The organism is Bacillus sp. Root920 (assembly GCF_001429445.1).
GTDB lineage: Bacteria > Bacillota > Bacilli > Bacillales > Bacillaceae > Bacillus > Bacillus safensis.
Window position 1 is genome coordinate 948030 of record NZ_LMJV01000001.1, and the last position, 23953, is coordinate 971982.

At 40.1% G+C, this 23953-nt stretch carries 22 protein-coding genes; 19 read left to right on the plus strand and 3 right to left on the minus strand.

Annotated elements, in window-relative coordinates; all coding sequences use genetic code 11:
* Positions 1-5: 5 nt before the first annotated feature.
* The 6 genes from ASE42_RS04420 to ASE42_RS04445 all read left to right on the plus strand — a co-directional run bounded on the left by ASE42_RS04420 (position 6) and on the right by ASE42_RS04445 (position 8644).
* Complete coding sequence (locus ASE42_RS04420) at positions 6-209, plus strand: helix-turn-helix domain-containing protein (protein ID WP_056765833.1); 204 nt, start codon at positions 6-8, stop codon at positions 207-209.
* A gap of 36 nt (positions 210-245) precedes the next feature.
* Positions 246-2624 (plus strand): EcoAI/FtnUII family type I restriction enzme subunit R, encoded by a 2379-nt coding sequence (gene hsdR / locus ASE42_RS04425; RefSeq protein WP_056765835.1) that lies wholly within the window; start codon positions 246-248, stop codon positions 2622-2624.
* Between the two features lie 37 nt (positions 2625-2661).
* Positions 2662-4131, plus strand: coding sequence for a class I SAM-dependent DNA methyltransferase (locus ASE42_RS04430; RefSeq protein ID WP_056765837.1), 1470 nt, complete (start codon positions 2662-2664; stop codon positions 4129-4131).
* Complete coding sequence (locus ASE42_RS04435) at positions 4132-5574, plus strand: restriction endonuclease subunit S (RefSeq protein WP_056765839.1); 1443 nt, start codon at positions 4132-4134, stop codon at positions 5572-5574. It begins immediately after the preceding gene.
* Between the two features lie 589 nt (positions 5575-6163).
* On the plus strand, positions 6164-6730 hold the full coding sequence (locus ASE42_RS04440; protein WP_056765842.1) for a TetR/AcrR family transcriptional regulator: 567 nt from the start codon (positions 6164-6166) through the stop codon (positions 6728-6730).
* Between the two features lie 57 nt (positions 6731-6787).
* A complete protein-coding gene (locus ASE42_RS04445) occupies positions 6788-8644 on the plus strand; it encodes an alpha/beta fold hydrolase (protein WP_056765845.1) in 1857 nt (618 codons plus the stop codon).
* Between the two features lie 167 nt (positions 8645-8811).
* Here ASE42_RS04445 and ASE42_RS04450 read toward each other — a convergent pair whose 3' ends face one another.
* Positions 8812-9456, minus strand: a complete 645-nt coding sequence (locus tag ASE42_RS04450; protein ID WP_056765846.1) for an FMN-dependent NADH-azoreductase — start codon at positions 9454-9456, stop codon at positions 8812-8814.
* Between the two features lie 82 nt (positions 9457-9538).
* Between ASE42_RS04450 and ASE42_RS04455 the strand changes: the two genes are divergently transcribed.
* Positions 9539-10471, plus strand: a complete 933-nt coding sequence (locus ASE42_RS04455; RefSeq protein WP_056765848.1) for a helix-turn-helix transcriptional regulator — start codon at positions 9539-9541, stop codon at positions 10469-10471.
* Positions 10472-10554: 83 nt separating this feature from the next.
* Here ASE42_RS04455 and ASE42_RS04460 read toward each other — a convergent pair whose 3' ends face one another.
* Positions 10555-11760 carry a DUF418 domain-containing protein gene (locus tag ASE42_RS04460; RefSeq protein ID WP_056765850.1) on the minus strand — a complete coding sequence of 402 codons (1206 nt, stop codon included), beginning with the start codon at positions 11758-11760 and terminating at the stop codon, positions 10555-10557.
* 249 nt (positions 11761-12009) lie between these two features.
* On the opposite strand from ASE42_RS04460, the gene ASE42_RS04465 reads away from it, so the two are divergent.
* The 11 genes from ASE42_RS04465 (at position 12010) to ASE42_RS04510 (ending at position 21646) form a co-directional block, all read left to right on the plus strand.
* A complete protein-coding gene (locus ASE42_RS04465) occupies positions 12010-12711 on the plus strand; it encodes a response regulator transcription factor (RefSeq protein WP_056765852.1) in 702 nt (233 codons plus the stop codon).
* Complete coding sequence (locus tag ASE42_RS04470; protein WP_056765854.1) at positions 12692-14005, plus strand: sensor histidine kinase; 1314 nt, start codon at positions 12692-12694, stop codon at positions 14003-14005. Before ASE42_RS04465 ends, ASE42_RS04470 begins: the two co-directional genes overlap by 20 nt.
* Positions 14006-14042: 37 nt before the next feature.
* A complete protein-coding gene (gene psiE, locus ASE42_RS04475; RefSeq protein WP_012011173.1) occupies positions 14043-14471 on the plus strand; it encodes a phosphate-starvation-inducible protein PsiE in 429 nt (142 codons plus the stop codon).
* A 190-nt stretch (positions 14472-14661) separates the two neighbouring features.
* Positions 14662-15462 carry a Cof-type HAD-IIB family hydrolase gene (locus ASE42_RS04480; protein ID WP_034623831.1) on the plus strand — a complete coding sequence of 267 codons (801 nt, stop codon included), beginning with the start codon at positions 14662-14664 and terminating at the stop codon, positions 15460-15462.
* Between the two features lie 321 nt (positions 15463-15783).
* The gene (locus tag ASE42_RS04485; RefSeq protein ID WP_024425991.1) at positions 15784-16695 is read left to right on the plus strand and encodes an alpha/beta hydrolase; all 912 of its coding nucleotides are present in this window, start codon (positions 15784-15786) and stop codon (positions 16693-16695) included.
* 65 nt (positions 16696-16760) lie between these two features.
* Positions 16761-17201 carry an alpha/beta hydrolase gene (locus ASE42_RS19180; RefSeq protein WP_224426605.1) on the plus strand — a complete coding sequence of 147 codons (441 nt, stop codon included), beginning with the start codon at positions 16761-16763 and terminating at the stop codon, positions 17199-17201.
* Positions 17180-17668 (plus strand): hypothetical protein, encoded by a 489-nt coding sequence (locus tag ASE42_RS19185; protein ID WP_224426604.1) that lies wholly within the window; start codon positions 17180-17182, stop codon positions 17666-17668. The genes ASE42_RS19180 and ASE42_RS19185 overlap by 22 nt, the downstream gene beginning before the upstream one ends.
* Before the next feature lie 139 nt (positions 17669-17807).
* Complete coding sequence (locus ASE42_RS04495; RefSeq protein WP_024425990.1) at positions 17808-18761, plus strand: ABC transporter substrate-binding protein; 954 nt, start codon at positions 17808-17810, stop codon at positions 18759-18761.
* Between the two features lie 73 nt (positions 18762-18834).
* Positions 18835-19851: a FecCD family ABC transporter permease gene (locus ASE42_RS04500; RefSeq protein WP_056765856.1), complete on the plus strand. Its 1017-nt coding sequence runs from the start codon at positions 18835-18837 to the stop codon at positions 19849-19851.
* A complete protein-coding gene (locus tag ASE42_RS04505) occupies positions 19844-20881 on the plus strand; it encodes a FecCD family ABC transporter permease (RefSeq protein WP_056765857.1) in 1038 nt (345 codons plus the stop codon). The genes ASE42_RS04500 and ASE42_RS04505 overlap by 8 nt, the downstream gene beginning before the upstream one ends.
* A gap of 21 nt (positions 20882-20902) precedes the next feature.
* The gene (locus tag ASE42_RS04510; protein WP_056765859.1) at positions 20903-21646 is read left to right on the plus strand and encodes an IucA/IucC family C-terminal-domain containing protein; all 744 of its coding nucleotides are present in this window, start codon (positions 20903-20905) and stop codon (positions 21644-21646) included.
* Between the two features lie 13 nt (positions 21647-21659).
* Here the strand turns inward: ASE42_RS04510 and ASE42_RS04515 are convergent, their stop codons facing one another.
* Positions 21660-22538, minus strand: coding sequence for an endonuclease I family protein (locus ASE42_RS04515; RefSeq protein WP_025094152.1), 879 nt, complete (start codon positions 22536-22538; stop codon positions 21660-21662).
* Between the two features lie 171 nt (positions 22539-22709).
* On the opposite strand from ASE42_RS04515, the gene ASE42_RS04520 reads away from it, so the two are divergent.
* On the plus strand, positions 22710-23945 hold the full coding sequence (locus tag ASE42_RS04520) for a pyridoxal-phosphate-dependent aminotransferase family protein (RefSeq protein WP_056765860.1): 1236 nt from the start codon (positions 22710-22712) through the stop codon (positions 23943-23945).
* Positions 23946-23953: the final 8 nt, after the last annotated feature.

Below are 23953 nucleotides of genomic sequence, written 5' to 3' on the forward strand. Positions count from 1 at the left end.
TTGGTATGGTTATAAGCTATAATAAGTTGTGGAAACTCTTGATTGACAAGAAAATGAATAAAACGGAGTTGAAGGAGCAGGCTGGAATCACTTACAACATATTAGCTCGCCTTGGAAAATGCAAACCTGTAAACCTTGAAAGCTTATATAAAATTTGCAAGTGCCTCGAATGCAACATTGGAGACATTTTGGAATTTGAAATAGAATAAACGATTTGCGAAAAATAGGGTAAGGGGCTGAAGCTTATGGGGAAGAGAAATTTGTCTGAGGAAGATATCAAAGCAAGATATATTACACCAGCAATCACTAATGCGGGCTGGGACATAAAAAAGCAAGTTCGACTTGAATACGCCTTTACGGCTGGTAGAATCATACTTCGTGGAAATGTAACTGCTAGAGGAAAAAAGAAAAGAGCGGACTATGTACTTTTTTACAAAAATAATTTTCCTTTAGCAGTCATAGAAGCCAAAGATAATAATCATCCGATAGGAGCTGGTTTGCAGCAAGGGATCGAATATGCCAAAGCATTGGATATATTTTATGTCTACGCTTCTAATGGGGATGCCTTTGTCGAGCAGAACTTGATTACTGGTGAGGTAAGAGAACTAGGACTGGAAGAGTTCCCATCGCCAGAAGAATTATACCAAAGATATTTAATGGATAAAAACATCAATGAGGCTGAAGAAAAGGTTATCTTAGAGCCTTATTATTATGTGCCTAATTATAAAACACCTAGATATTATCAAAGAGTTGCAATCAATCGAACAGTTGATGCGGTTGCCAAAGGACAAGACCGTGTGCTTTTAGTGAGTGCCACAGGTACCGGTAAGACCTATATGACGTTCCAAATTATCTATAGGTTGTGGAAATCTGGTTTAAAGAAAAGGATTCTTTTCTTAGCAGACCGCAATGTACTGGTCGATCAGACTATTTCGGGAGACTTCAAGCCTTTTAGTGGGAAAATGACAAAGGTGAAGAATAAAGATCTTGATAGTTCCTACGAGATTTATTTAGCTCTGTATCAGCAACTTACGGGTGACGATGGAGAAGAAACATTCCGTCAGTTCCAGCCGAATTTTTTTGATTTAATTGTGATCGATGAGTGCCACAGAGGAAGTGCAAAAGAAGAATCAGCATGGAGAAAGGTTCTAGATTATTTTTCATCGGCTACTCACATTGGTTGTACAGCAACACCAATCGAAACCAAAGAAGCTTCAAGCCAGACTTACTTTGGTGAGCCTATTTATGAGTACTCTTTAAAACAAGGAATCAATGATGGCTTCTTGGCGCCTTATAAAGTCATCAGAATTGGTCTTGATAAAGATTTAGAAGGTTATCGACCGGAAGTAGGGAAGGTTGATAAATATGGCTATGAAATTGAGGATCGAGAGTACAATGCAAAAGATTTTGAACGATCTCTCGTAATTGATGATCGCACACGAGTTATAGCATCTAAAATCACAGAGTTCTTAAAGAAAACCGATCGCTTTAGTAAAACCATCGTATTTTGTGTGGACATTGAACACGCCGAGCGTATGAGACAAGCACTTATCAATGAGAATAAAGACATGTATGCGGAAAATCATAAATACATCATGCGTATTACTGGGGATAATGAAGAAGGAAAAGCCCAACTGGAACATTTTATTGATGAAGAAAGCCCTTATCCGGTTATTGCAGTAACAAGTAAGCTTATGACGACCGGTGTTGATGCGAAAATGTGTAAGTTGATTGTTTTAGAAAATAACATCAATAGCATGACTGAATTTAAGCAGATTATTGGTCGTGGTACAAGACTTCTTGAAGAATACGGTAAGACCTACTTTACCATTATGGACTTTCGTAATTCGAGCCGTCTCTTTGCTGATCCTGCTTTTGATGGTAGACCGGAAGTGGTTATTGAACTTGATGGAAATGATCCCGTGGATGAACCAGGCACACCGACAGATGAAGGCGAAGAAGGCATGGGGGAAGATGATGGTAATGATGGTGTTAAAGAAGATAAGGGGGAGTATGGAACTGGAGACACACCACCTTTTAATGATGAGGGTGAAGATAAGCCTCGCAAATATTATATAGGCGATGTTACTGTTAGGGTTCTTTCAGAGAGAGTCCAATATGTCGATAAGGATGGGAAGCTCATCACTGAAAGTTTGACTGACTACACAAAGAAAAACATCCTAGAGCAATATGCAAGGCTGGATGATTTCTTGAGAACTTGGACAGAAGCAGAGAAAAAGCAAGCGATAATTGATGAATTACAAGAGAGTGGTGTACTGCTTGATGCAATTAGAGAAGAATTGGGCAAAACGGAGCTAGATGATTTTGACCTCATTTGTCACTTGGCTTACGATAAACCACCGCTAACAAAAAAAGAGAGAGCAGAGAATGTGAAGAAACGTCACTATCTGTACAAATATTCCGATACTGCTCAGCAGGTCATTGAAGCGTTGCTTGATAAGTATGCCAATGATGGCATTAAAGAAATTGAAGATACTAAGGTACTTCAGCTTAAGGAGTTTGCTAAAATTGGCAGTCCGATGAAAATAGTCGAAGCCTTTGGTGGAAAAGAAGCCTATCTCAAGGCAGTTAAAGAATTAGAAAATGAAATTTATTACGCATAAGTAAAACACACAATTGTAGACAAGGTAGGTATTTGAAATGGCGATTAGTAATTTTGTCAAGAGAATTCAAGATGTTATGCGGAATGACTCGGGTGTTAATGGAGATGCCCAAAGAATCGAGCAAATCGTGTGGATTCTGTTCTTAAAAATATATGATGCAAAAGAAGAAACGTGGGAGATTTATGATGACAACTACAAGTCGATCATCCCAGAAGGTTTAAAGTGGAGAGATTGGGCAGTAGATCGAAAAGACGGTGAGGCACTGACCGGTGATGCTTTACTGGATTTCGTGAATAACACGCTGTTTCCTACCCTTAAGAAACTAGAAATTGATGAAGAAACACCGATGAGTCAAATCATCGTAAAAACAGCATTTGAAGATGCTAACAACTATCAAAAAGATGGAGTATTGCTTCGTCAAGTTATCAATATCATTGATGAAATTGATTTCACAGAATATAAAGAGCGCCATGAATTCGGTGCAATCTACGAATCGTTCCTAAAGGATTTACAGAGTGCAGGAAATGCAGGTGAGTTTTATACACCAAGAGCGGTCACAGACTTTATGGTAGAAGTGGTTAAACCGGTATTAGGGGAAAAAATTGGGGACTTCGCCTGTGGTACTGGGGGCTTCTTGACATCTGCGTTATCTGTCCTGGATAAACAGGTTGGTAACTCTCTTGAAAATAGAAAAATCTATAACAATTCTGTGTATGGAATTGAAAAGAAAGCATTGCCGCACATGCTGTGTGTGACCAATATGCTGATTCATGATATTGATGATCCTAATATTCTTCATGGAAATGCATTAGAAACAGATTATAAAGAGCTTCGTAAAATGGAGTCATTTGATGTAATTCTAATGAACCCACCATATGGCGGTAGTGAAAAAGAGAGTGTCAAAGTCAACTTCCCAATGGAGCTAAGAAGTTCTGAAACAGCAGATTTATTTATGAATATGATCATGTATCGACTGAAGAAAAATGGTCGAGCAGCAGTTATCATTCCGGATGGATTCCTGTTTGGAACTGATAATGCTAAAATCAATATCAAGAAGAAATTATTCAGTGAATTTAATCTTCATACAGTTATAAGGATGCCTAATAGCGTTTTTGCGCCTTATACATCTATTAGAACGAATATCTTGTTCTTTGACAATACTGAACCGACAAATGAAACATGGTTCTATCGTGTGGATATGCCAGAAGGTTTTAAGAACTTCTCAAAGACTAGACCGATGAAACTGGAACACTTTAATGAAGCACTAGTATGGTGGGATAACAGACAGGAAATCGAAGTTGAAGGCTTCCCTAAAGCCAAGAAATATACAATCAGTCAGATAGTAGAAAGAAGCTATAACATTGACTTATGTGGCTTCCCTCATGAGGAAGAAGTAATCTTGGAGCCAATGGATTTGATTCAACAGTACCAAGAAAAGCGAGCTTCTCTTAATGCAAAAATCGATCATGTATTAGAACAGATTACTTCTATGCTTGGAGGTAATTAAATGAATGCACAAGATTTAAAAAACAGTATTCTTCAACTTGCGATTCAAGGAAAACTGGTTGAGCATAGAGAAGAAGAAGGTACTGCAAAGGAATTATTAGAAAAGAAAGAGGCTGAGAAGAAACAACTTATTAAAGAGGGGAAAATCAAGAAACAAAAAACCTTGCCATCGATAAAAGATGATGAGATACCATTTGATATACCTCAGACTTGGGAATGGGCGAGAATGGGGAATGTTATAGATTTCATAAATGGTAGGGCTTATAAGAAAGAAGAATTAAAAGATAAAGGGAAATATAAAGTTTTAAGGGTAGGAAATTTTTTCACTAACAATAGTTGGTATTATTCTGACATGGAACTTGAGGATTCCAAGTATTGCAATAATGGGGACTTGCTTTATGCTTGGTCTGCATCTTTTGGTCCTAAGATCTGGGATGGAGATAAAACGATTTTTCACTACCATATTTGGAAAATTGATTTCGATAGCCAAATATTTTATAGAGACTATTTGTATTGGTTCTTATTACAGGATGTAACAATAATAAAAAAATCTACAACTGGCTCAACAATGGTACACGTATCAATGGTAAATATGAGACCTAGATTAATTCCTATTCCTCCAGTAGAAGAACAAAAACGTATCGTAGCAAAGATAGAAGAACTATTGCCTTATGTGGAGAAATACGATAAAGCCTACACAGAAGTAGAGGAGCTCAACAAAAGGTTCCCAAATGATATGCAGAAATCAATTTTACAATATGCAATCCAAGGCAAGCTGGTTGAACAGCGTGAAGAAGAGGGGACTGCTGAAGAACTATATCAGCAGATTCAAGAAGAAAAGAAAGTGTTAGTTAAAGAAGGTAAAGCTAAAAAACCTAAAAAACTCATGAGAATTACAGAAGATGAGATTCCATATGATATCCCTGAGAATTGGAAATGGATTAGACTTGGAGATATTTTTGAAATTAATCCTCGAAATACTGTCAATGATGATACTACTGTATCCTTTATTCCAATGACATTAATAGAAGATGGATATAGAAGTGAATTTTCATATGAAACCAAGTCTTGGGGTGAAGTGAAGAAAGGCTACACGCATTTTAGAGAGGGTGATATAGTGATGGCAAAGATAACTCCCTGTTTTCAAAACTTAAAATCTGCAATAATGTTAAATCTTGAGAATGGTGTAGGAGCTGGTACGACAGAGCTTCATGTACTAAGAGCCTACAATGATATCTGCTTGGAGTTTTTCCTGTGGTTTATTAAAAGTCCTACCTTCGTTTCAACTTGTGTATCCAAGATGACAGGAACCGCAGGACAACAAAGAGTTGGTACAGATACAATTACAAATTATGTTGCCCCACTCCCTCCACTAGAAGAACAAAGGCGGATTGTCTTAAAGATAGAAGAAATGCTGCCTCATTGCAGACAGCTGATCAAGTAGATGTATTATGGTACCTTTTTGGAAGGGGAAGAGCCCACAGCGTAGACTGTGAGTTCTAAGTTATTAACCCTCCCTACTTGGTTTTATAAGTTAATTTCCGTGCCTTATTCGAGCCAAGCCCGTGCCAACTTGATATTACAATCCATTTTAAACCATTTGAAAAAATGCCTTTATATCAAAGGTTTGACCGGTTTTGTTGCAGATCTATTCGTGCCATTATGAGCAAATTTAATCAAGTTTGAAATGGAAGGCTCTATTGGTTAATAAAAAACATTGATGCACAACGCTTTTTGAGGGAATTTATTTTCGAGTCACACCACTTGTTAATGAAAAGCCTTCATGGCGTTGTGTTTTTTATATGTGGGTGTGCAGAAGTATACAGTGTTTATCCTCAACAAATGGCTCTTACTCACATCATGATGGAACGACAGATTAATCTAGATCATGTAGTCAGGTCCATCTCTCCAATCACATCATCATTAAGCCATCATATTTTCTAATGGAATCAAACTTTTCTCTAAACAAACATAAATACTTGCAACATTCAAATTAGTACTGTATAGTTCTAATTATGACAAAGGCAAAATTAATGAATCAAAAACGTGTACTTGAAGTAGCTGCAACATTATTTTTGGAAAAAGGGTTTGCTTATACAAGTATGGATGAATTGGTACGTGTAAGCAAAGTATCAAAGTCTAATGTGTATTATCACTTTTCTAATAAGGAGGAATTATTAGAAGGGGTCGTTGATTATTGGATTGACATGTATCAAGCTTCAATAGACGACGTAATTTCTCAGATCCAATTTTCAGTTGAAGATCGTATCCAAATGTTTTTAAAGCAATTATCACAAGGCGTTCAGTCGAGAGAGTATCAGGGAGGCTGTCCATTTATTACTCTTTATATTCAAAGTCCTGCACAGGCCACGCAAATAAAAGAAAAAATAGGTCTTTTTTTCACAGGATTACAAAAGAAAGTTTCTCTATTACTGAAACAAGGGGTAGAGAACGGGGAATTCAGAGATACGATTCAGATTGATGAGGTGGCATCACTTTTTATTACAAATCTTGAAGGAGCGTTATTTATTTCAGAAACATTGAAGGATGCCACTGTCATCACAAAAACAGCAGATCATTTATTTAACTTGCTTCGATAAAGAAGCATTTTTTTTACATCAAATTAGTACTGAATAGTACTAAAAAGGAGATTTTATATGAAAACAGTATTTTTAACAGGTGGAACAGGCTTTATTGGAAAGCAATTAGTTGAAGAATTAGCCAAAGAGGATGTGAACATTCTTCTTTTAGTGAGGTCGAAAAGTAAAGCGACACGCATTTTTCAAGAAAGAGGTATTTTAAAAGAGTCAGTGATGCACTTTGTTGAAGGTGATTTGACGAAAATAGATTTAGGTCTAAGTGCTAAAGATATGGAGATGGTGTTGAAAACGGATGTGATGATTCACGCAGGAGGCCCTATGGATATTCAAGCGACAAGTAAAGAGGCAGCTTCCGTCTTTTTAAATGGCGCCAAATATATTGGTGAATTGGCTAAAAATATTCATCAATTGAAGGGCTTGCAGCATTTTATTCATGTTGTCGGTTATATGAGCCCCTTTGATGATGAAAATAGCAAGATTGCAATTGATGTGTTTAAAGAAGGAAATGATTACCTGAAAATAAAGAATCCTTACGAGAGAACAAAATTTTTAGCAGATCTTTATATCCGTCAACAAGCATCAGTTGTCGGTTATCCGCTGTCTGTCATTAATCCGCCAACTGTGGTCGGCAGTAGTAAAACAGGGAGTACAGAACAGATAGCAGGATTAGGATTGCTTGTAACAAGTATGCGAAGAGGGCTTATGCCAGTGATTCCTGGAGGTAAAGGATTTAGGCTGCCACTGATTTCAAACGATGAGTTTGCGAAGTTTATTGTGCAGGTTTTCAGGATGGAGCAGCCGGCTATTCAAACATATACACTTGTTGAAGACAAAGAGCATGATCAGAACATTGCTGAATTATTAAGTGTGATGTCGGAAAGTATGAATATGAGGGCACCAAAAATCTCTGTCCCAATGCCGTTTATGAAAGCAATGATGAAAAGTGGAGTAAGCAAAATAACAAACATTCCTTCTGATGGACTCAATTTTATGACTAAACGAACATTTTCAAATGCTTCAGTGAAAAAAATGATGGGAGAAGATTGGTTTAAGAAGACGAGTGTCATGAACTTTTTCCCTGCCGTAGTAGCTGATCTGGATTATCGCATGATGAATCAACATGGTGAGCATTATCATGCATTTGAGCGAACATTAAGCGATAACAACACCCTTTACCAATTACAAGGAGAAGGGAAACCGTTTATTTTATTACATGGTTTATTGAGTGATGGAGAGGATTTATTCCCTTTAGCACAAGAGCTTCATGAAAAAAAGGGTCAGCCTGTATGGATCTTGGATCTTCCAGGTTTGGGGCGTTCCCCATTTAAACGAGAGAAACATCTTCTAGATATCTATTTGAATGTAGTGAAAAAGGTATTGGAGAAAGCGGCTCATGGTGCACATCTAATTGGCCATTCATTCGGTGCGTTTATTCTATTGAAAGCATTGGGACAAGGGTACATAGATAAGAAGTATTCAATCACTTTACTTCAGCCGCCTGTTGCTAAAAAAAATGCTAAATTGCTAAATGTTCCTCAATGGATGAACAAATGGTCTTTAAAATTAGCAACTCCTAAAATGATAGAGCGTTATTTATTAAGTAATGGTTTGTTTGAAAGGGCGGAGAGCATCCCTGAACATTATATTGAAAAAATCAGAAACAGTTTTACGTCTCCTAGAATTTTAAATACGACGGTTCAGCTTAATCATTTACTACTGAACACCGATCAAGGTGAATTCAATGAATTAACAAAGGATAATCCTCATATTATCTGGGGTGAGTATGACAAAGGCTATTCTGCTCCGTTGCATCTTGGAAATGTTGATGTTGTTCCATACGGCCATCATTTTCCTCTTAGCCATCCGAGTGAAACGGCAGCATTGGTTATAAAAAATAGTCTTACTAGCAGTTGAGAATGTGGGATAAATAAAGAATGTCGTAATTGAAATGAAATCGCAGTGCTTGTGATCCCGCCGATGCACACCAACTGAAAGATTTTATAGCACCCTAAAACGAAAAAGGTGATTTTTATTAAAAAAAGCACGATTTTTCGTTTTGGGTCTTTTTGATTAAATAGAGATTAATTCGGGTCATAAAACTCCTCTAAGGTTTTCGTCATATCATCAGATGCAGATTGTAAGATCGCATCTTGTTCTAAAATCGCTGTTCCTTGTGCTCGGACAATATGAAATTGATGAAACCCCATCAAGTTTTGAAATATTTCTTTTAGGTAGTAATGTGAGAATTCCAGAGGTGTGTAGCGATCGTTATTTGTGAAAATTGAGCCGCTTGCTTGAAGCAAAAGTACACGATAATCATCAGTCATCAGACCAACTGAACCCTCTTCTGTATACTTAAACGTTTCTCTAGCGATCAAAATATTATCTATATAATCTTTCATACGTGACGTCACATTGAAATTATGAACAGGTGATACAATCACAATTCGATGATGTGCTTTGAATTGAGCCAATAAAGCAGATGAAGCAGCGGCGATTTTTTCCTCGGCGGCCGTTAATGCTTGTTCGGATGCTTGTTTATCCCAAATTCCTAACAGCTGCTCTTTTTCGATACGAGGAATTTCAGTTCCATATAAATGCAAAATGGTTGGTTCCGCATGAGGAAACCTTTCTTTAAATTGTGTTAAAAATAGTGTTTGCAGTTTGTTTGAATAACTTTCTCGATGAGTGAAATCTGGGTGCGCGTTAATGATTAATGTTTGCATGTACATGCTCCTTTTCTTTTGATAAGCTGAGTATAAATGATAAAGGTGACAAAAGAAGGCACCTTTTTAAGAGGGAAAACAAATGAAAAAATCAGAACGATTAAACCAAGAACTTATTTTTTTAAGCGATAAACACTCTTTTCAGTTAAAGGACTTACAATCCGAATTTGACATTTCTAAAAGGACGGCTTTAAGAGATATAGAAGAGCTAGAGTCAATGGGCTTAGCTTTTTACGTTGAACCTGGCAGACACGGAGGATATCGACTGGTGAATCAATCTCCATTGGTTCCTATTTATTTCAATATAGAAGAAGTCCAAGCTATTTTTTTTGCTCTTAAAGCGCTAGACCTGGTGTCAGCAACACCATTTAAAAAATCTTACTCACAAATTCGGCAAAAGTTGTTTGCCACAATGTCTGATGAGAAAAAGCAAATGATTACGGAGACTTTGGATGTGATTCATTACTATAATGTCGCACCAGTTAGTGAGCAAAATCATTTGGAATTGATTTTACAGGCAATGATGAAAGATCAAATCGTGAAGATGACGTACACTCAATATGAAAATAAATGGATCAGGCTGCAATTTCTTGAGTTGTTTTATCGAAATGGCATTTGGTTTTCTCAAGCATATGATGTTCAAGATAAAAAGTGGGGCATCTATAGATGTGACTTTATGAAGGACATGGTGATTGAAGAAGACGGCAAAGACACATTTACAAAGGAAGAATTAAAAGAACTGCAGCTCGAATACGAAAAAACTTATCATGATATCACATTTAAATGTCGATTAACGGAACAAGGAAAAGAAAAGTTTTTAAAGCATCATTACCCAAATATGCGATTGGAGATCATTGATCAGATCCCTTATATTGTGGGTGGATACAACCAAGAAGAATTATCGTATATGACTCATTATTTGATGTCATTTGGGAAACATGTGAAAATTGAATACCCAGATGAATTGAAAGAAAGTTATTTGAATCAATTGCGAGAAGTGATTGACAAGTATTGAATCAAAAAAATGAATATACTACAGAAAAGGCGAACCACTAAAGTTCGCCTTTTTCTCACTCTATTTAACTACTATGATGTCAGTTACTTCGCCACATCCATTGTGTTTGTTTTCGATTTATCATCGACCTTTCCATACGTCAGCTGCCGCCAAATAAATTCCATCGGTCCATACTTAAACCGCTTTAACCAAAACGTACTGAAAAGCACAAGGAAGACATACACGCCAATAGCTATGAAAAACGTACCAGCCGGCTGGAGATGATCGACAAGCCCCGCTCCATACTTTAGAAATAGCAGAGTTCCAATGATCGAGTGTAGCAAATAACAGGTCAGGGACATCCGTCCGACTTTTGTAAAGACCATTAAAGCACCTCGCAGCTGAGGAACGTGCAGAAACAGCATCGCAAGTGTACTCATATAAAACATACTGCCAGTTAATCCCCCGTTTTGTTCCAGAGCAGTGGTAATGTTCGTCCAGAGTGTATTTTCAAAAGGATTGACCGCTGCTATGATCGTACTGCCTTGGGTGATGAGAAAAGCGATGGCAAAAATGATCCAAATGCGATTCCAAATCGTTTTTTTCGCCTCCATGTTTTTGAAAAACTCCATTTTCACAAAATACACGCCAAGTAAAAACATGAAGAACATGGAATAGACAGTAGAAAAAGAGCCGGAAGCCATTGTCACCATATCTGTCCACCGATCACCAATAGATGCTAAATAAGTCAGACTGTTGTGGCTGATTAATTCAAAATCAGCAAAGTCCGGCTTGCCTGATGATCCTGAACTGACGGTATTGAGCAGCATCGTGAAAAAAGGCGTGAGCAATTGAATCACAAAAAGTGTGATGAGCCAGTAAAGGATGGTTTTGGCTGTACGTTTGTAAAAGAAAAGCAATAAAAAGCCAGCGACTGCATAATAGGCCAAAATGTCACCAATCCAAACAAAGGTCAAATGCAGAAGGCCAAATCCTAAGAGAATGGTTAATCTGCGGGCAAACAGTTTGTTCGGACTGTCCACCTTCTGAGCAGCTCGATCCATAAAAATCATAAAACCAACCCCGAATAGAAAGGAGAACAACGTAATGAATTTCCCTGAGGCAAACCAATTCACCACATTGTGAAAGACATCATTTGACAGCATGTCAAATCCCTTAGCCGAATCCACGATCAAAAAGTAATTGACTAGAATAATCCCCATTAAGGCGAACCCTCGTACAATGTCCAAGAAATGAACCCGTTCCCGCAGACTCATCGGTTGTCCGTGTGCTACTTTGTTTGCATTCATATCCATGCTCCTTTTCTTGTTATGATAATGTGATTCGGATCAATTCATCGATCCTTACAATGAATCAATATACGGCCCAATTCTTAACAATTTATGAAGATCCAATTTTTTGAAAATAAATGTGACAAATTGATGGCAGATGGCCAAATTCATAAACTGTTAAGGTTTATGCTGTATCTTTTCAAATAACTAGATGATATATAGTAAAGACATAAAAGAAAGAGCAACACATTACATGAGGTGAGAGACATGACCCATCGAATATTAGTCGTAGAAGATGATCAGGATATTGGTGACCTTCTGCAGGAATCCCTTTCACGTGCAGGATATGAGGTGCTAAGAGCGATGAATGGTGAGCAAGCATTGAAGTTTGTGGACGATTCGCTCGATTTGGTGATTTTGGATGTGATGATGCCGGGGCTCTCAGGCATCGAAACGTGCCAGCAGATAAGAGCCTTTTCCAATGTCCCGATTCTATTTCTAACAGCCAAATCAAGTACATTCGATAAAACCGAAGGCTTACTTGCGGGCGGGGATGATTATATGACAAAACCTTTTTCACAAGAGGAGCTTCATGCTAGAGTGATTGCACAATTACGCAGGTATACTGTCTATCAGGAAAAGAAGGAACAGGAAGAGACCTTTCTTGTTGGGGGCAAACTGAAGGTAAGTGAAGAATTTAATGAAGTATGGAAAGAAAACCAGCAAATTAAGCTGTCTGATCTAGAATATCGGATGTTAAAACTGCTTATGAGCAGGCGAAACAAAATCTTTTCAGCCCAAAATATTTATGAAAGCGTGTGGGGACAGCCTTATTTCTATTGTTCCAACAATACGGTGATGGTGCATATTCGAAAGCTGCGTGCCAAAATTGAGGATGATCCTGCGCGTCCTGTATATATCAAAACTGAATGGGGAAGAGGATATCGATTTGGCACATCCACATCGTAAATATACACTGGCCAAAAAGCTTGCACTGCTGATTTTGGCGGCTGCAATTGTGAGTGGTATTGTCTTTTTGACGCTGCAAAAGATCACCAATGATTTGATCGATGGATATTTGAGTTCGGACGAGTATTACGATCAGGAGTCAGCCAAGTACATTCAAAAATTCAGCCGCTATGTGTCTGAGAATGAGCTGTCTTCAACGGATCGAAAAGCGTTTGGCGAGTGGGTGAAAAAAGAGAATTACATTAATTTGACTATCTTCAAGGATGAGGTGCTGCAATATGACTCCATCTATTCTGCTGCGGATGAATCGGCGTATGGAAAAGAAAGGATGACTCAGTACGCTGAGCAACATTCGTATCCGGTTCAGTTTAGCGACGGTAAAGGCCGCGTCATGGTGGACGGGTTCTATTCATCTCGCTACCACGATCTTGCCTTTACACTCGAGCTGCTCGGAGCAACGCTTATTTTTCTCCTCATGGTTCTTCTCGGGATTCGCAAAAGTCTGCGCTACCTGCAAACGATTCACCAAGAGATACATATTCTTGAAGGCGGAGAGCTGGACTATGAGATGACGGTGAAAGGGCATGACGAATTAGCGATGATTGCCAAAAGTATTGAGGATCTTCGTAAAGCTTTTTTGGACAAGCTTCAAGCCATTGATGAGCTGCAAGAAGAGAGCCGCAGCTTGGTCACCGAAATGTCCCATGATATGAGGACACCGCTGACATCGCTGATGATGAATTTGGAGTTTGCGAAAAAAGAGGAGGCTGGAGCGGATACCCGTAAGGATCAATATATAGCAAGTGCTTATGAAAAAGCACTGCAATTGAAAAATCTATCTGATAATCTGTTCGCCTATTTTCTACTTGATAAAGAACATGAACCTGAGCTTGAGACAGTTGCAGTCAAAGAGGTCATTTACGATCTCTTATCAGATCAGGTGGCGATTTTGCAGCAAGAGACATTTAAAGTTCATCTTTTAGGAGACCTGCCAGACAGCTATATCAATGTGAATGTCGAGGAGCTTGGCCGAGTGTTTGATAATCTGATGTCGAACATACTGAAATACGCTGACCCGAAAAAAGATATCAATCTCACGTTTCTATCCGACCAAGAAATCTTTGAGATCCATATCAGCAATGCGATAAACGAGACAAATAACACCCAGGAAAGCACTGGACTTGGTGAACGAAGCATAAAACGAATGATGTCCCGCATGCACGGGCAGTTTGAAAGGATGGAAAAGAACGGCGTTTACTACATCGTGCTGCGATTCTGGCACATCAAAATATAGCTGGCAAATGAATAACATGGAATGGAGAGACAATCTAATGAAACGATTCAACAACTTCCAAAAGGTACCGGATCTCTTGCAAGGCCTTCTGAATATTTGTTTATTCTTTCTGGCCATTGCTTTAAGCGTCCTCTTAATTAGTGAAACTTGGTATATTGTCCAATTTGTCTACAAGAATGTGGTCAACAAAGGAGAAAGCTACTATGAAATGCTTGGTGAACTGTTAATCTTCTTTATGTACTTTGAGTTTATTGCCTTAATTATTAAGTACTTTAAATCAAACTTTCATTTTCCGCTTCGCTATTTTATATATATTGGCATCACAGCCGTCATCCGTTTGATTATTATCGATCATAAGGAGGCTGTATCGACGTTCTGGTGGGCGTTGACTATCTTAGCCATGACGGTTGCACTCTTTATCGCTAGTAAACGACATGCGGTTCAGGAGCATGAAGAAGTGAAGTGAGGGAAGAAGACGAACGATGACCGTTCGTCTATTTTTTATATGTTGATTCATGAAACGCCTTGTGACGTACCTGTAACAAGTGCCTTTATGTGTGATGACAAACAACATGTTCCTGGCTTATTTACTTTCTGGCACGTACACATATACAATTTTCATAGTGTTTGTTCAGCTAAGGAATTGGAGGAAGAACATGATTAAATTAATTATTACGGATTTAGACGGCACTTTTTTAAATCGCCAAGGATCATTTGATCAAGCTTTATTTCAGAAAATAAAAGCATTAATGGAAGAGAAAAATGTAGCGTTCGCTCCTTGTACGGGAAAGCAGTGTGAACGAGTGGAGGCATTGTTTGGTGAGCATGCAAAGGATTTTTGGATTTTAGGGGATAGCGCAACGCGGATTAAAAAGAATGGACAATTTGTTTATGAATCTTTAATAAAAAATGATCTGGGTTTATCGATCATCCATAAGCTGGAGGAGATAAGTAAAGTGCAGACGATCATTGCATGTACGAAAGATGGTGCAGTCGTCAATGAGCATTTATCTGAGAGTGAAATGAGATTTGTGACGGGCTCTTATACAAATGTCCTCAAGGTATCAAACTTTGCAGACATACAAGATGACTTTGTGAAAATCACCGTTCATGATCCTGAGGCAAATTGCGTACAGACGAGAGAAATGTTAAGTGAATTCTTTGAACAAGTATATGTTGTCGCTTCAGAAGATACGTGGATTGACATTTCCAATATTGGTGTTCATAAAGGAACCACCGTGAAGCAGCTACAGAACATTTTGGGGGTAACAGAAGAGGAAACGATGGTGTTTGGTGATGGACGTAATGATCTAGAACTGATGGAATCCGCTCAGTACAGCTTTGCTGTAAGAAATGCCGTCCAAGAGGTAAAAGATGCTGCGCATTTTATTACGCTCTCAAATGAAGAGAGCGGGGTCATGCATACGATTCAAAAAATCCTAAGCTTGCAGCCTTAATCGTAATCAATCCAAAAGACGAACTTGTCCAGTTCGTCTTTTTTCATGTCTGGACATTGACGTGATGAACACTTAGTCGATATCTGTCTATTAATGAACAGTTAGGGTCAGATTGACAATTGATTGTCATGCATCTAAAAAGTAGAATATGAGTAACAGTAAATAAACAGTTGTTCATTAATGGATAGGTGTTTGTTGTGGTGAGTGATCAGCTGGATAAAAAGGTTTTTTCCTGATGTACGTCTTCATATGGTAAGCTTTAGAAGCCTTATCTTTCCATCGAAATCGATCATCATGATTCTATGAACAGGGGTTGATCATATGCGAAGTATTCAAAGTTTTTTAGTAGAACAGCTACTTGCTTTGACGAAAAAGAAACTCAATGTAAATGATTATCTAGAAGAACGAAGAAAGGCAAATCAACTACCTTATGAATTACCTGAAAAAATCAAGAATAAGTACAAAATTACTAAAAATGACTCGTTTCCAGTCGATACGTATATGCTGAAATCAAATGACCAGCCAGATGACCATCAGGTGTTGTTTATACCAGGTGGTGGCTATATCGAACAGCCTTTAACTTGGCATTGGCGTTTTTTAGATCGATTGACGAAGCAATTAAATAGTACGGTGTATGTGCCGGTGTATCCAAAAGCACCGAACCATCAGTATATGGATGTGATCGAGAGTGTCTTCCCTGTGTACCAAGGTCTTTTAGAGAAAGGAACACCTGAAAATATCGTCATCATGGGCGATTCTGCTGGCGGCGGTTTATCGTTAGCTTTTGCTCAATACTTGGCAAAAAAGGGCTTGCCGCAGCCAGGAAATATCATTCTTTTATCACCATGGCTAGATGTCACATTAAGCAACCCAGATATCGCTGCTATGGTTCCAAAAGAACCAATGCTCAATCTAGCCTTATTAATTGAAGCAGGAAAAAGATATGCGGGTGAAATGGATGAAACACACCACTTAGTCAGTCCAATTTATGGAGAGATCAAATCATTGGGACGAATTTCTGTTTTTATAGGCACTCACGAATTCTTTCTCCCAGATGCTCGTAAATTCAAAGAGATGGCAGATAAGCAGGGGGTTCCAATAAACTATATAGAATATCCTAAAATGAATCACGTGTTTCCTGTCTTCCCTATACCAGAAGCAAAAAAAGCGTTAAATCAAATTGTCGCGATTATTGAAAGTAATACCTTCCCTTTGAAAGAATTCAATGAATAAGATATAAGAATGAGGATGACTAGCGCGGCTGGCCATTCTCGTTTCTGTTTGAAGGAGCAAAAAAATTGACAGATATCAAGAACGAACCATTCTCGTTTACAAGTATGCAGCAGGCAGCCCCTGTACATATTCCAGAAAGACAATTCATTTCATCACATGATGGTACAAGCCTTGCGTATTATCCATTTTTATCAGAAAAGAAGACCCAGGCCAATGTGATCTTGATTCATGGCGGTGGTGCTCATAGTTTGGCTGGTTATGAGCATATCGCTTACACACTGCAACATGATTTTCACGTAAATGTATTTTTACTTGATCTAAGAGGCCATGGCCATTCTCAAGGAAAAAAGGGTGATACACCTCGTGTCACGGATGTATGGCAGGATGTCTCGCAGGTTGTGGATGCCATTAAACAGGATCAGAAAGGTGCCATCTACCTTTGTGGTCATTCTTCGGGAGCGGGCCTGCTGCTTAACTACTTGTCTTGGCCAAAAAAAGAGAAGTAGACGGTTACTTTTTTATTGCACCTGAATTTGGCTATAAGTCAGGCACTGCAAGGGCTGATCAAATCCCTTTTGCCACTGTTCAAGTATGGAAGTTCGTTCTGTCTGCGATGACAAAAGGGGGGCTGATGAGTCATTCTGAAGCCGTACGTTTTCACTATCCTGCATGGGTGGTCGAGCAGGATCTACTTCTATTGACGACCATCACTGTCAATCTATCTCTTGCCTTAACCCCATCTGCACCTAAAAACCAATTTGCGAAGATGGATCGGCCGTATGGCATGTTTGTAGGCAGCAAGGATGAACTGTATGACGTCGAGACATTTCTCCCTTTTCATGAGTTGCCGAAAGAACCAATCAAAAAACAATCAGTCTATCAAGTGCTTGAAGGACATACCCATTTGTCAGTTTTACTAGAAGCAGGAAAACAGATTGGCAGGACCATCCAGATGTGGAATCCTTCTATTTAGTATGAATAACTAGTCAATACTCTCCCATTTTCTTAAAAATTTACATTGACACCATCCTTTTCTATGATAAAATCATAGTGTGATAATGAGAATCGTTATCAAACGATATGACTACATATAGAATGGATAGGTGAGGTACATGTTCAAGAAATCTTTTTGGTCGCTATTAGTTGTGCTCTCCATCGTTTTACTTGCAGCTTGCGGCAGCAATAGCAGTAACGGCAAGTCAGATAGTAAAGAGAAAACAAGAACCGTTGAAAGCGCTATCGGTTCAACTGAAATTAAAGGATCGCCTAAACGTGTGGTGACACTGTACCAAGGAGCAACGGATGCAGCAGTCGCTATGGGCATTAAACCAGTGGGTGTTGTTGAATCATGGCTTGAAGCACCTACGTATAAATATTTAAGAAATGACTTAAAGGATGTTAAAATTGTTGGGCAGGAAACACAGCCAAACTTAGAGGAAATTGAAAAGCTCAAGCCTGATTTGATCATTGCATCGAAAATCCGCCACGAGCAAATTTTTGATCAGCTGAAAGAAATCGCTCCAACTGTTGCAACAGAAACAGTGTTCACCTTTAAAGACACAGTGAAATTAATGGGTGAAGCATTAAACAAGCAAGACAAATCAAAAGAATTGCTGACGAAGTGGGATGACCGCGTCGCTGATTTCAAAGAAAAAGCGAAAAAAGACATCAAAAACTGGCCAATGAGTGTATCTGTGGTGAACTTCCGTGCAGATCATGCTAGAATCTATCAAACTGGTTTCGCAGGATCCATTTTAACAGAGCTAGGCTTTGAAGGACCTAAGAATGTCAAAGATAAAAAGCAAGACATCATTACACTGACAGACAAAGAGAGCATTCCGCAAATGGATGCAGATGTGATCTATTACTTTATGGATGAAAAGGATAAAGCGGTTGAAAAAGCATACAAAGAGTGGACAAGTCATCCTTTATGGAAGCAGCTTGACGCAGTGAAAGCAAAACAAGTGCATAAAGTTGATGAAATCACTTGGAACATGGGCGGCGGTATTATCGCTGCAAACATGATGCTTGATGATATTTACGATCGTTTAGGAATTGATAAATAAGTCGTAACAGAGGAGAAAATGTGAATATACCATTTTCTCCTTTTTTCCATAACAGATTGAAAGCGGGAATCAGATGAGAAGTTTAATAAAAAAGGATTCAAGCAAGGCACTGCTTTTTGCTGGATTCATTGTGTTGATGTTGGTCTTTTTTATGCTCAGTATTTCCCTTGGGCAAACCTCAATTTCCCTCAAAGCCACCATCCATGCTTTTCTTCAATTTGATGAATCGGATCCAAACAGTGTCATTGTCATGACATCCAGATTATCAAGAGCTTTAATTGCAACAGTCGTTGGCTCAAGCCTGGCGATTTCAGGTGCACTCATGCAGGCATTGACGAGAAATCCGCTTGCGGCGCCTGATTTATTAGGAATTAATGCAGGTGGACTATTTTTTATCGTGATTTCGATTGTTTTCTTTTCAACAGAGTCGTTAACAAGCTATATGTGGACAGCCTTTCTAGGCGCAGCGATTGCAGGGATGCTCGTTTTTCTATTAGGTTCTATTGGAAGAGATGGATTGACACCGGTCAAAATAGTCCTTGCAGGTGCGGCGATATCTGCACTGTTTGCGTCTTTTACACAAGGTCTTTTAATCGTGAATGAACAGTCGATTCAAAGCATTTTGTTCTGGATGGCTGGGTCAGTGTCTGGAAGAAGCATTGATATGTTAATCCCTGTTTTGCCTTATATTTTAGGTGCGACTGTAGTGGCGCTGCTTCTTGGACGTTCTATTAATGTTCTTTTGTCGGGAGATGATATTGCCAAAGGACTTGGCCAGCGTACACTGCTGCTGAAAATCACGATGGGTGTACTCGTTGTCTTTTTAGCAGGTGGTTCCGTCGCTGTTGCTGGTTCAATTGGTTTTGTTGGTTTTCTTGTGCCGCATATTGTGAAAAAGCTCGTTGGGCCTGACCACCGCTGGGTACTGCCGTATTGTGCCGTTGTGGGGGCGTCGCTTTTACTTGCCGCGGATCTGGCGGCTCGTTTTCTGATCATGCCGCAGGAAGTGCCGATTGGTGTCATGACGGCGATAGCAGGAGCGCCTCTATTTGTTTATCTCGTGCGCAAGGGGTTGAAGACAGGTGGCTAAAACATATACAGTGCGTTCTAAAGGCGGGCGCATTTCATTTCAATTTTCAAAGCGGACGTTTTTGATTTTACTTTTATTGACGGCCATTGCCTTTGGCTTATTTATTCTCAGTCTCAGTATGGGAAGCCGGTTCATTCAGCCGGTCGATGTGCTGCTTCATTTAATCGGTCAGGGAGAGGGGAATTCCTTTGTGTTAAATACACTGAGGATTCCACGAACGCTGCTGGCTGTCTTAGTTGGATCCGCACTTGCGGTATCAGGGCTTATTTTGCAAGGGTTGATCCGCAACCCGCTGGCATCTCCTGATATCATTGGAATTACAAGTGGTGCTTCGTTTGGTGCGATTATGTTCATCGTCTTTTGGATGGGCACTGTGCCTATTGCTTATCAATCCTTATGGGCGATTGCAGGTGCTTTTGCGGTATCGAGTCTGATCTATTTGCTTTCATGGAAAAAAGGGGTCAAGCCGATCACACTTGTTCTAATGGGAATTGGGATTTCTGCCATTATGAAGGCATGTGTGACGTTTACGCTTGTTCTTAGTGATACGATGACAACGACCAAGTCTTACATCTGGCTGACGGGGAGCTTATATGGTTCTACGATGAAAGACGTCACTGCGATGCTTCCTTGGGTGATGATCATTTTACCGATTGTCATGGTGTTAGCAAGAACGATGAATGTAAAAGAACTTGGCGATGATCTTGCAACAGGTCTCGGGGTAAAAGTGCAGGTGAAACGATTATTCTTTCTCCTGATGAGTGTGACATTGGCTGGTGTTGCAGTCGCATTTGCAGGCGGCATAGAATTTGTTGGACTCATGGCGCCGCACGTTGCACGGATGATCATTGGACGTTCATTCATAGCGCTTGTCCCAGCATCTGCGCTAGTTGGAAGTATTCTCGTGATGCTGGCTGATCTTGTGGCTAGAACCGCATTTCTACCGTTAGATGTTCCAGCAGGTGTATTTACGGCAGCTATTGGTGCACCGTTCTTTATTTATTTGTTATATCAACAGCGTAATCGATAAACAGAAGATGGGGGTTTTGATATGAGGCCAGAGTGGGTTGAGAGAGAATTACTTGATTTCGGGGTACACATCATAAATGAACCAATGACATCTGATCGCACACTTGCTGCGCTTTTTTCAGAAGCAGCCGTCATACGTTTATTAGAAGCTGAAAAGGAAGCGATGTATGCACCGAATCTTGCGGTAGCAGCTTCTATGTTTTCAAAGCGGTACGCCTACTTAGCCGTCAGTTCCTCTTTATACTTGATGACGCTGTATGACGGTGTCTATCAGTTTCCACCAGCAGCATGTGCATTTAGAGAGGATCGAAAAATTGAAATGGATGAGGCGGCGTGTTCGTTTGTTCCACTAGAAGGAGACAGGCATGAGTGGAGAGAGAAGGTCTTGCGTGCGCTGTTTACGGAGTGTGTCACGCCTCTTTTAGACGTGCTGAACCGCACATCAAAACTCTCTTATCGTATTTTATGGGAAAATGTAGCGGTTCGAATCAACTCTCTTTATCGAAGCATGATGCGGGAAGCGGAAGAGCCTGCGGTGAAGCAGCGCGTGCGGGAGGATTATCTGTATCTGAAGCAGGCGGCTGGAGATGTTTTTGGAGCTCAGCAAAATCCATTTCAGCACAGCCTAAACCTAGACGACAGTTTACTTGAAACATCCAACCGGAAGACCTGCTGTATGTATTATAAGCTAGAGAAAAAATCGGAGAGTCTCGATTATTGTCTTGTTTGTCCGCTTGAAAAAAAGAAAGGCACTGCTTGCTCGTAGCAGTGCCCTTTTTTTATTCCCAAATCTCACTTGCCCATTCAGGGTGATCAATAAAAGGGTTGCGATTGTGCTGATACGTTTGATATATGATCTCATTGCGGTTCCGTTCGATTTGATCGACTGGGTCCTGCTTGTGCCATTTGAGAAGTACAGACATTTTGCCGTGAAGAGGAGAGCTTCCATTATTTACTTTGTCGTTCAATTCTAAATCTGGAAAGCGGTCATCTCCTTCGTAGCGAACCGCCATATAAAAGAGCATTCTTGCAACATCTCCTTTGACCCTGCTGTGAGGTTCGAATGAGTCGCTGTCGTAGAAATTGCCCGGCGCTCCTTTGTATTCATTACCACCCATGTCAAAATCTAAATTTCCGCGTGTGCTGTTCGTTTGCACATCTGCCGCACGAAGGTGGTGGAGATCTGTCCCAGGCCCTTGGCTTGTCCCGAAATTTCCGTGAGACTTGGCCCAGACATGCTCCCGGTTCCACTGGCCCACATTTCCGCCATTCGACTGCTTTGAACGGGAGACACCACTATAAAGCAGCAGCACATTGTTTGGGTTATTGGGGTCTTCATCTGTTTTCTTTAAGGCATCCCACACCTGGCTGTAGGATAGCTGCGTATGATCATCGATGATATCGTGTAAAGCCTTCTTAAGAGCGGGTCCTGATTTGCCAGAAGCAGATTGGTAATAGGAATCGATTTGACTTGTGGCGGCAGTTTGCGTTTGTTGTGCAGATGTTTCGTTTTGAAGCTGTAACGGGGAAAAGGTGATCGTTTGACTAGATTCACTCAGATTGAAACCTTGAGCATTTGCAGCTGGAGGCAGCGGGGCGGCGAATGTGCCGAATATCATGATTCCGGCGGCCACAGTTCCAAATAAAGTTCTTTTCATTCGATTTCCTCCTTGATAGGGAATGTATTCTCTTTATTTCTATCATATTGCCATGAAGAAATAAATGGATTTATCGTAAATTTTATGTAATAAGTTCATAGGAAAAGAGATTGCTATTTTAGGCGTATTCCTGTATAAGTGGGCTTATAAGGATGGACAGCAAGGGAGAGGATGGATCACGTGAAAGAACTGCAAACACCTTCAAGAACGATTATGACACCGGGACCCGTTGAAGTAGATCCTAGAGTGCTCCGTGTGATGAGCACGCCAATTCTCGGTCAATTTGATCCAGCATTTACACACATTATGAATGAAACAATGACTTTATTGCGGTCACTTTTTCAAACAGAAAACAGATGGGCTTATCCAATTGACGGTACGTCCCGTTCAGGGCTTGAAGCTGTGCTCGCCAGTGTGATTGAGCCGGGAGATTCAATGCTTGTGCCTGTCTTTGGCCGCTTCGGTCACCTGCTCATTGAAATAGGGCAGCGCTACGGAGCTGAGGTACATACAATGGAATGTGAATGGGGGACGGTTTTTGATCCTGACGACATCATCAAAGAAATAAAGCGGGTCAAGCCTAAAATCGTTGCCATGGTTCATGGTGAAACATCCACCGGACGATTACAGCCGCTCAAGCAAATCGGTGAAGCATGCCGGGCTCTTGATGCGCTGTTTATTGTAGACGCTGTGGCGACCATTGGCGGTGTCGAGGTAAAAGTGGACGAATGGAAAATAGATGCGGCGATTGGCGGCACGCAGAAATGTTTATCTGTTCCATCAGGCATGTCACCTATTACGTATAATGACCGAGTCGCAGCTGTCATTGAATCGAGAAAGAAAGTAGAAAAAGGTATTGCGACACAGGATGAATTACAAAAACAAACGGACATTTCTCCAATCAAAAGCAATTATTTTGATTTAAGCCAGCTTCAGGATTATTGGAGCCCAAGACGATTAAATCATCATACAGAAGCGACAACGATGCTCTATGCACTGCGAGAAGGGGTTCGTCTTGTGCTGGAAGAAGGGCTGTCTGAACGTTTTCAAAGGCACACGTATCATGAGAAAGCCTTGATGAAAGGTCTTGAAGCAATGGGGCTTGAATTATTTGGTGATCCAGATTGTAAAATGCCGGTTGTAACCTGTATTGTCATTCCAAGTGGTATTGACGGAGAAGCGGTCCGTGCCGATCTGCTCCATCATTTTGGGATTGAGATTGCAAGCTCCTTTGGACCGCTTGCCGGCCGAATATGGAGAATTGGGACAATGGGCTACAGCTGCCGAAAGGAAAATGTGCTGTTTGTGTTAGCAGGGCTGGAAGCGATTCTCATCAAACACGGTGCGGCTATCCATTGCGGAGCAGGGCTTCAGGCGGCTCTTTCTATCTATGAACAGGCTGAATAACGAGCTCC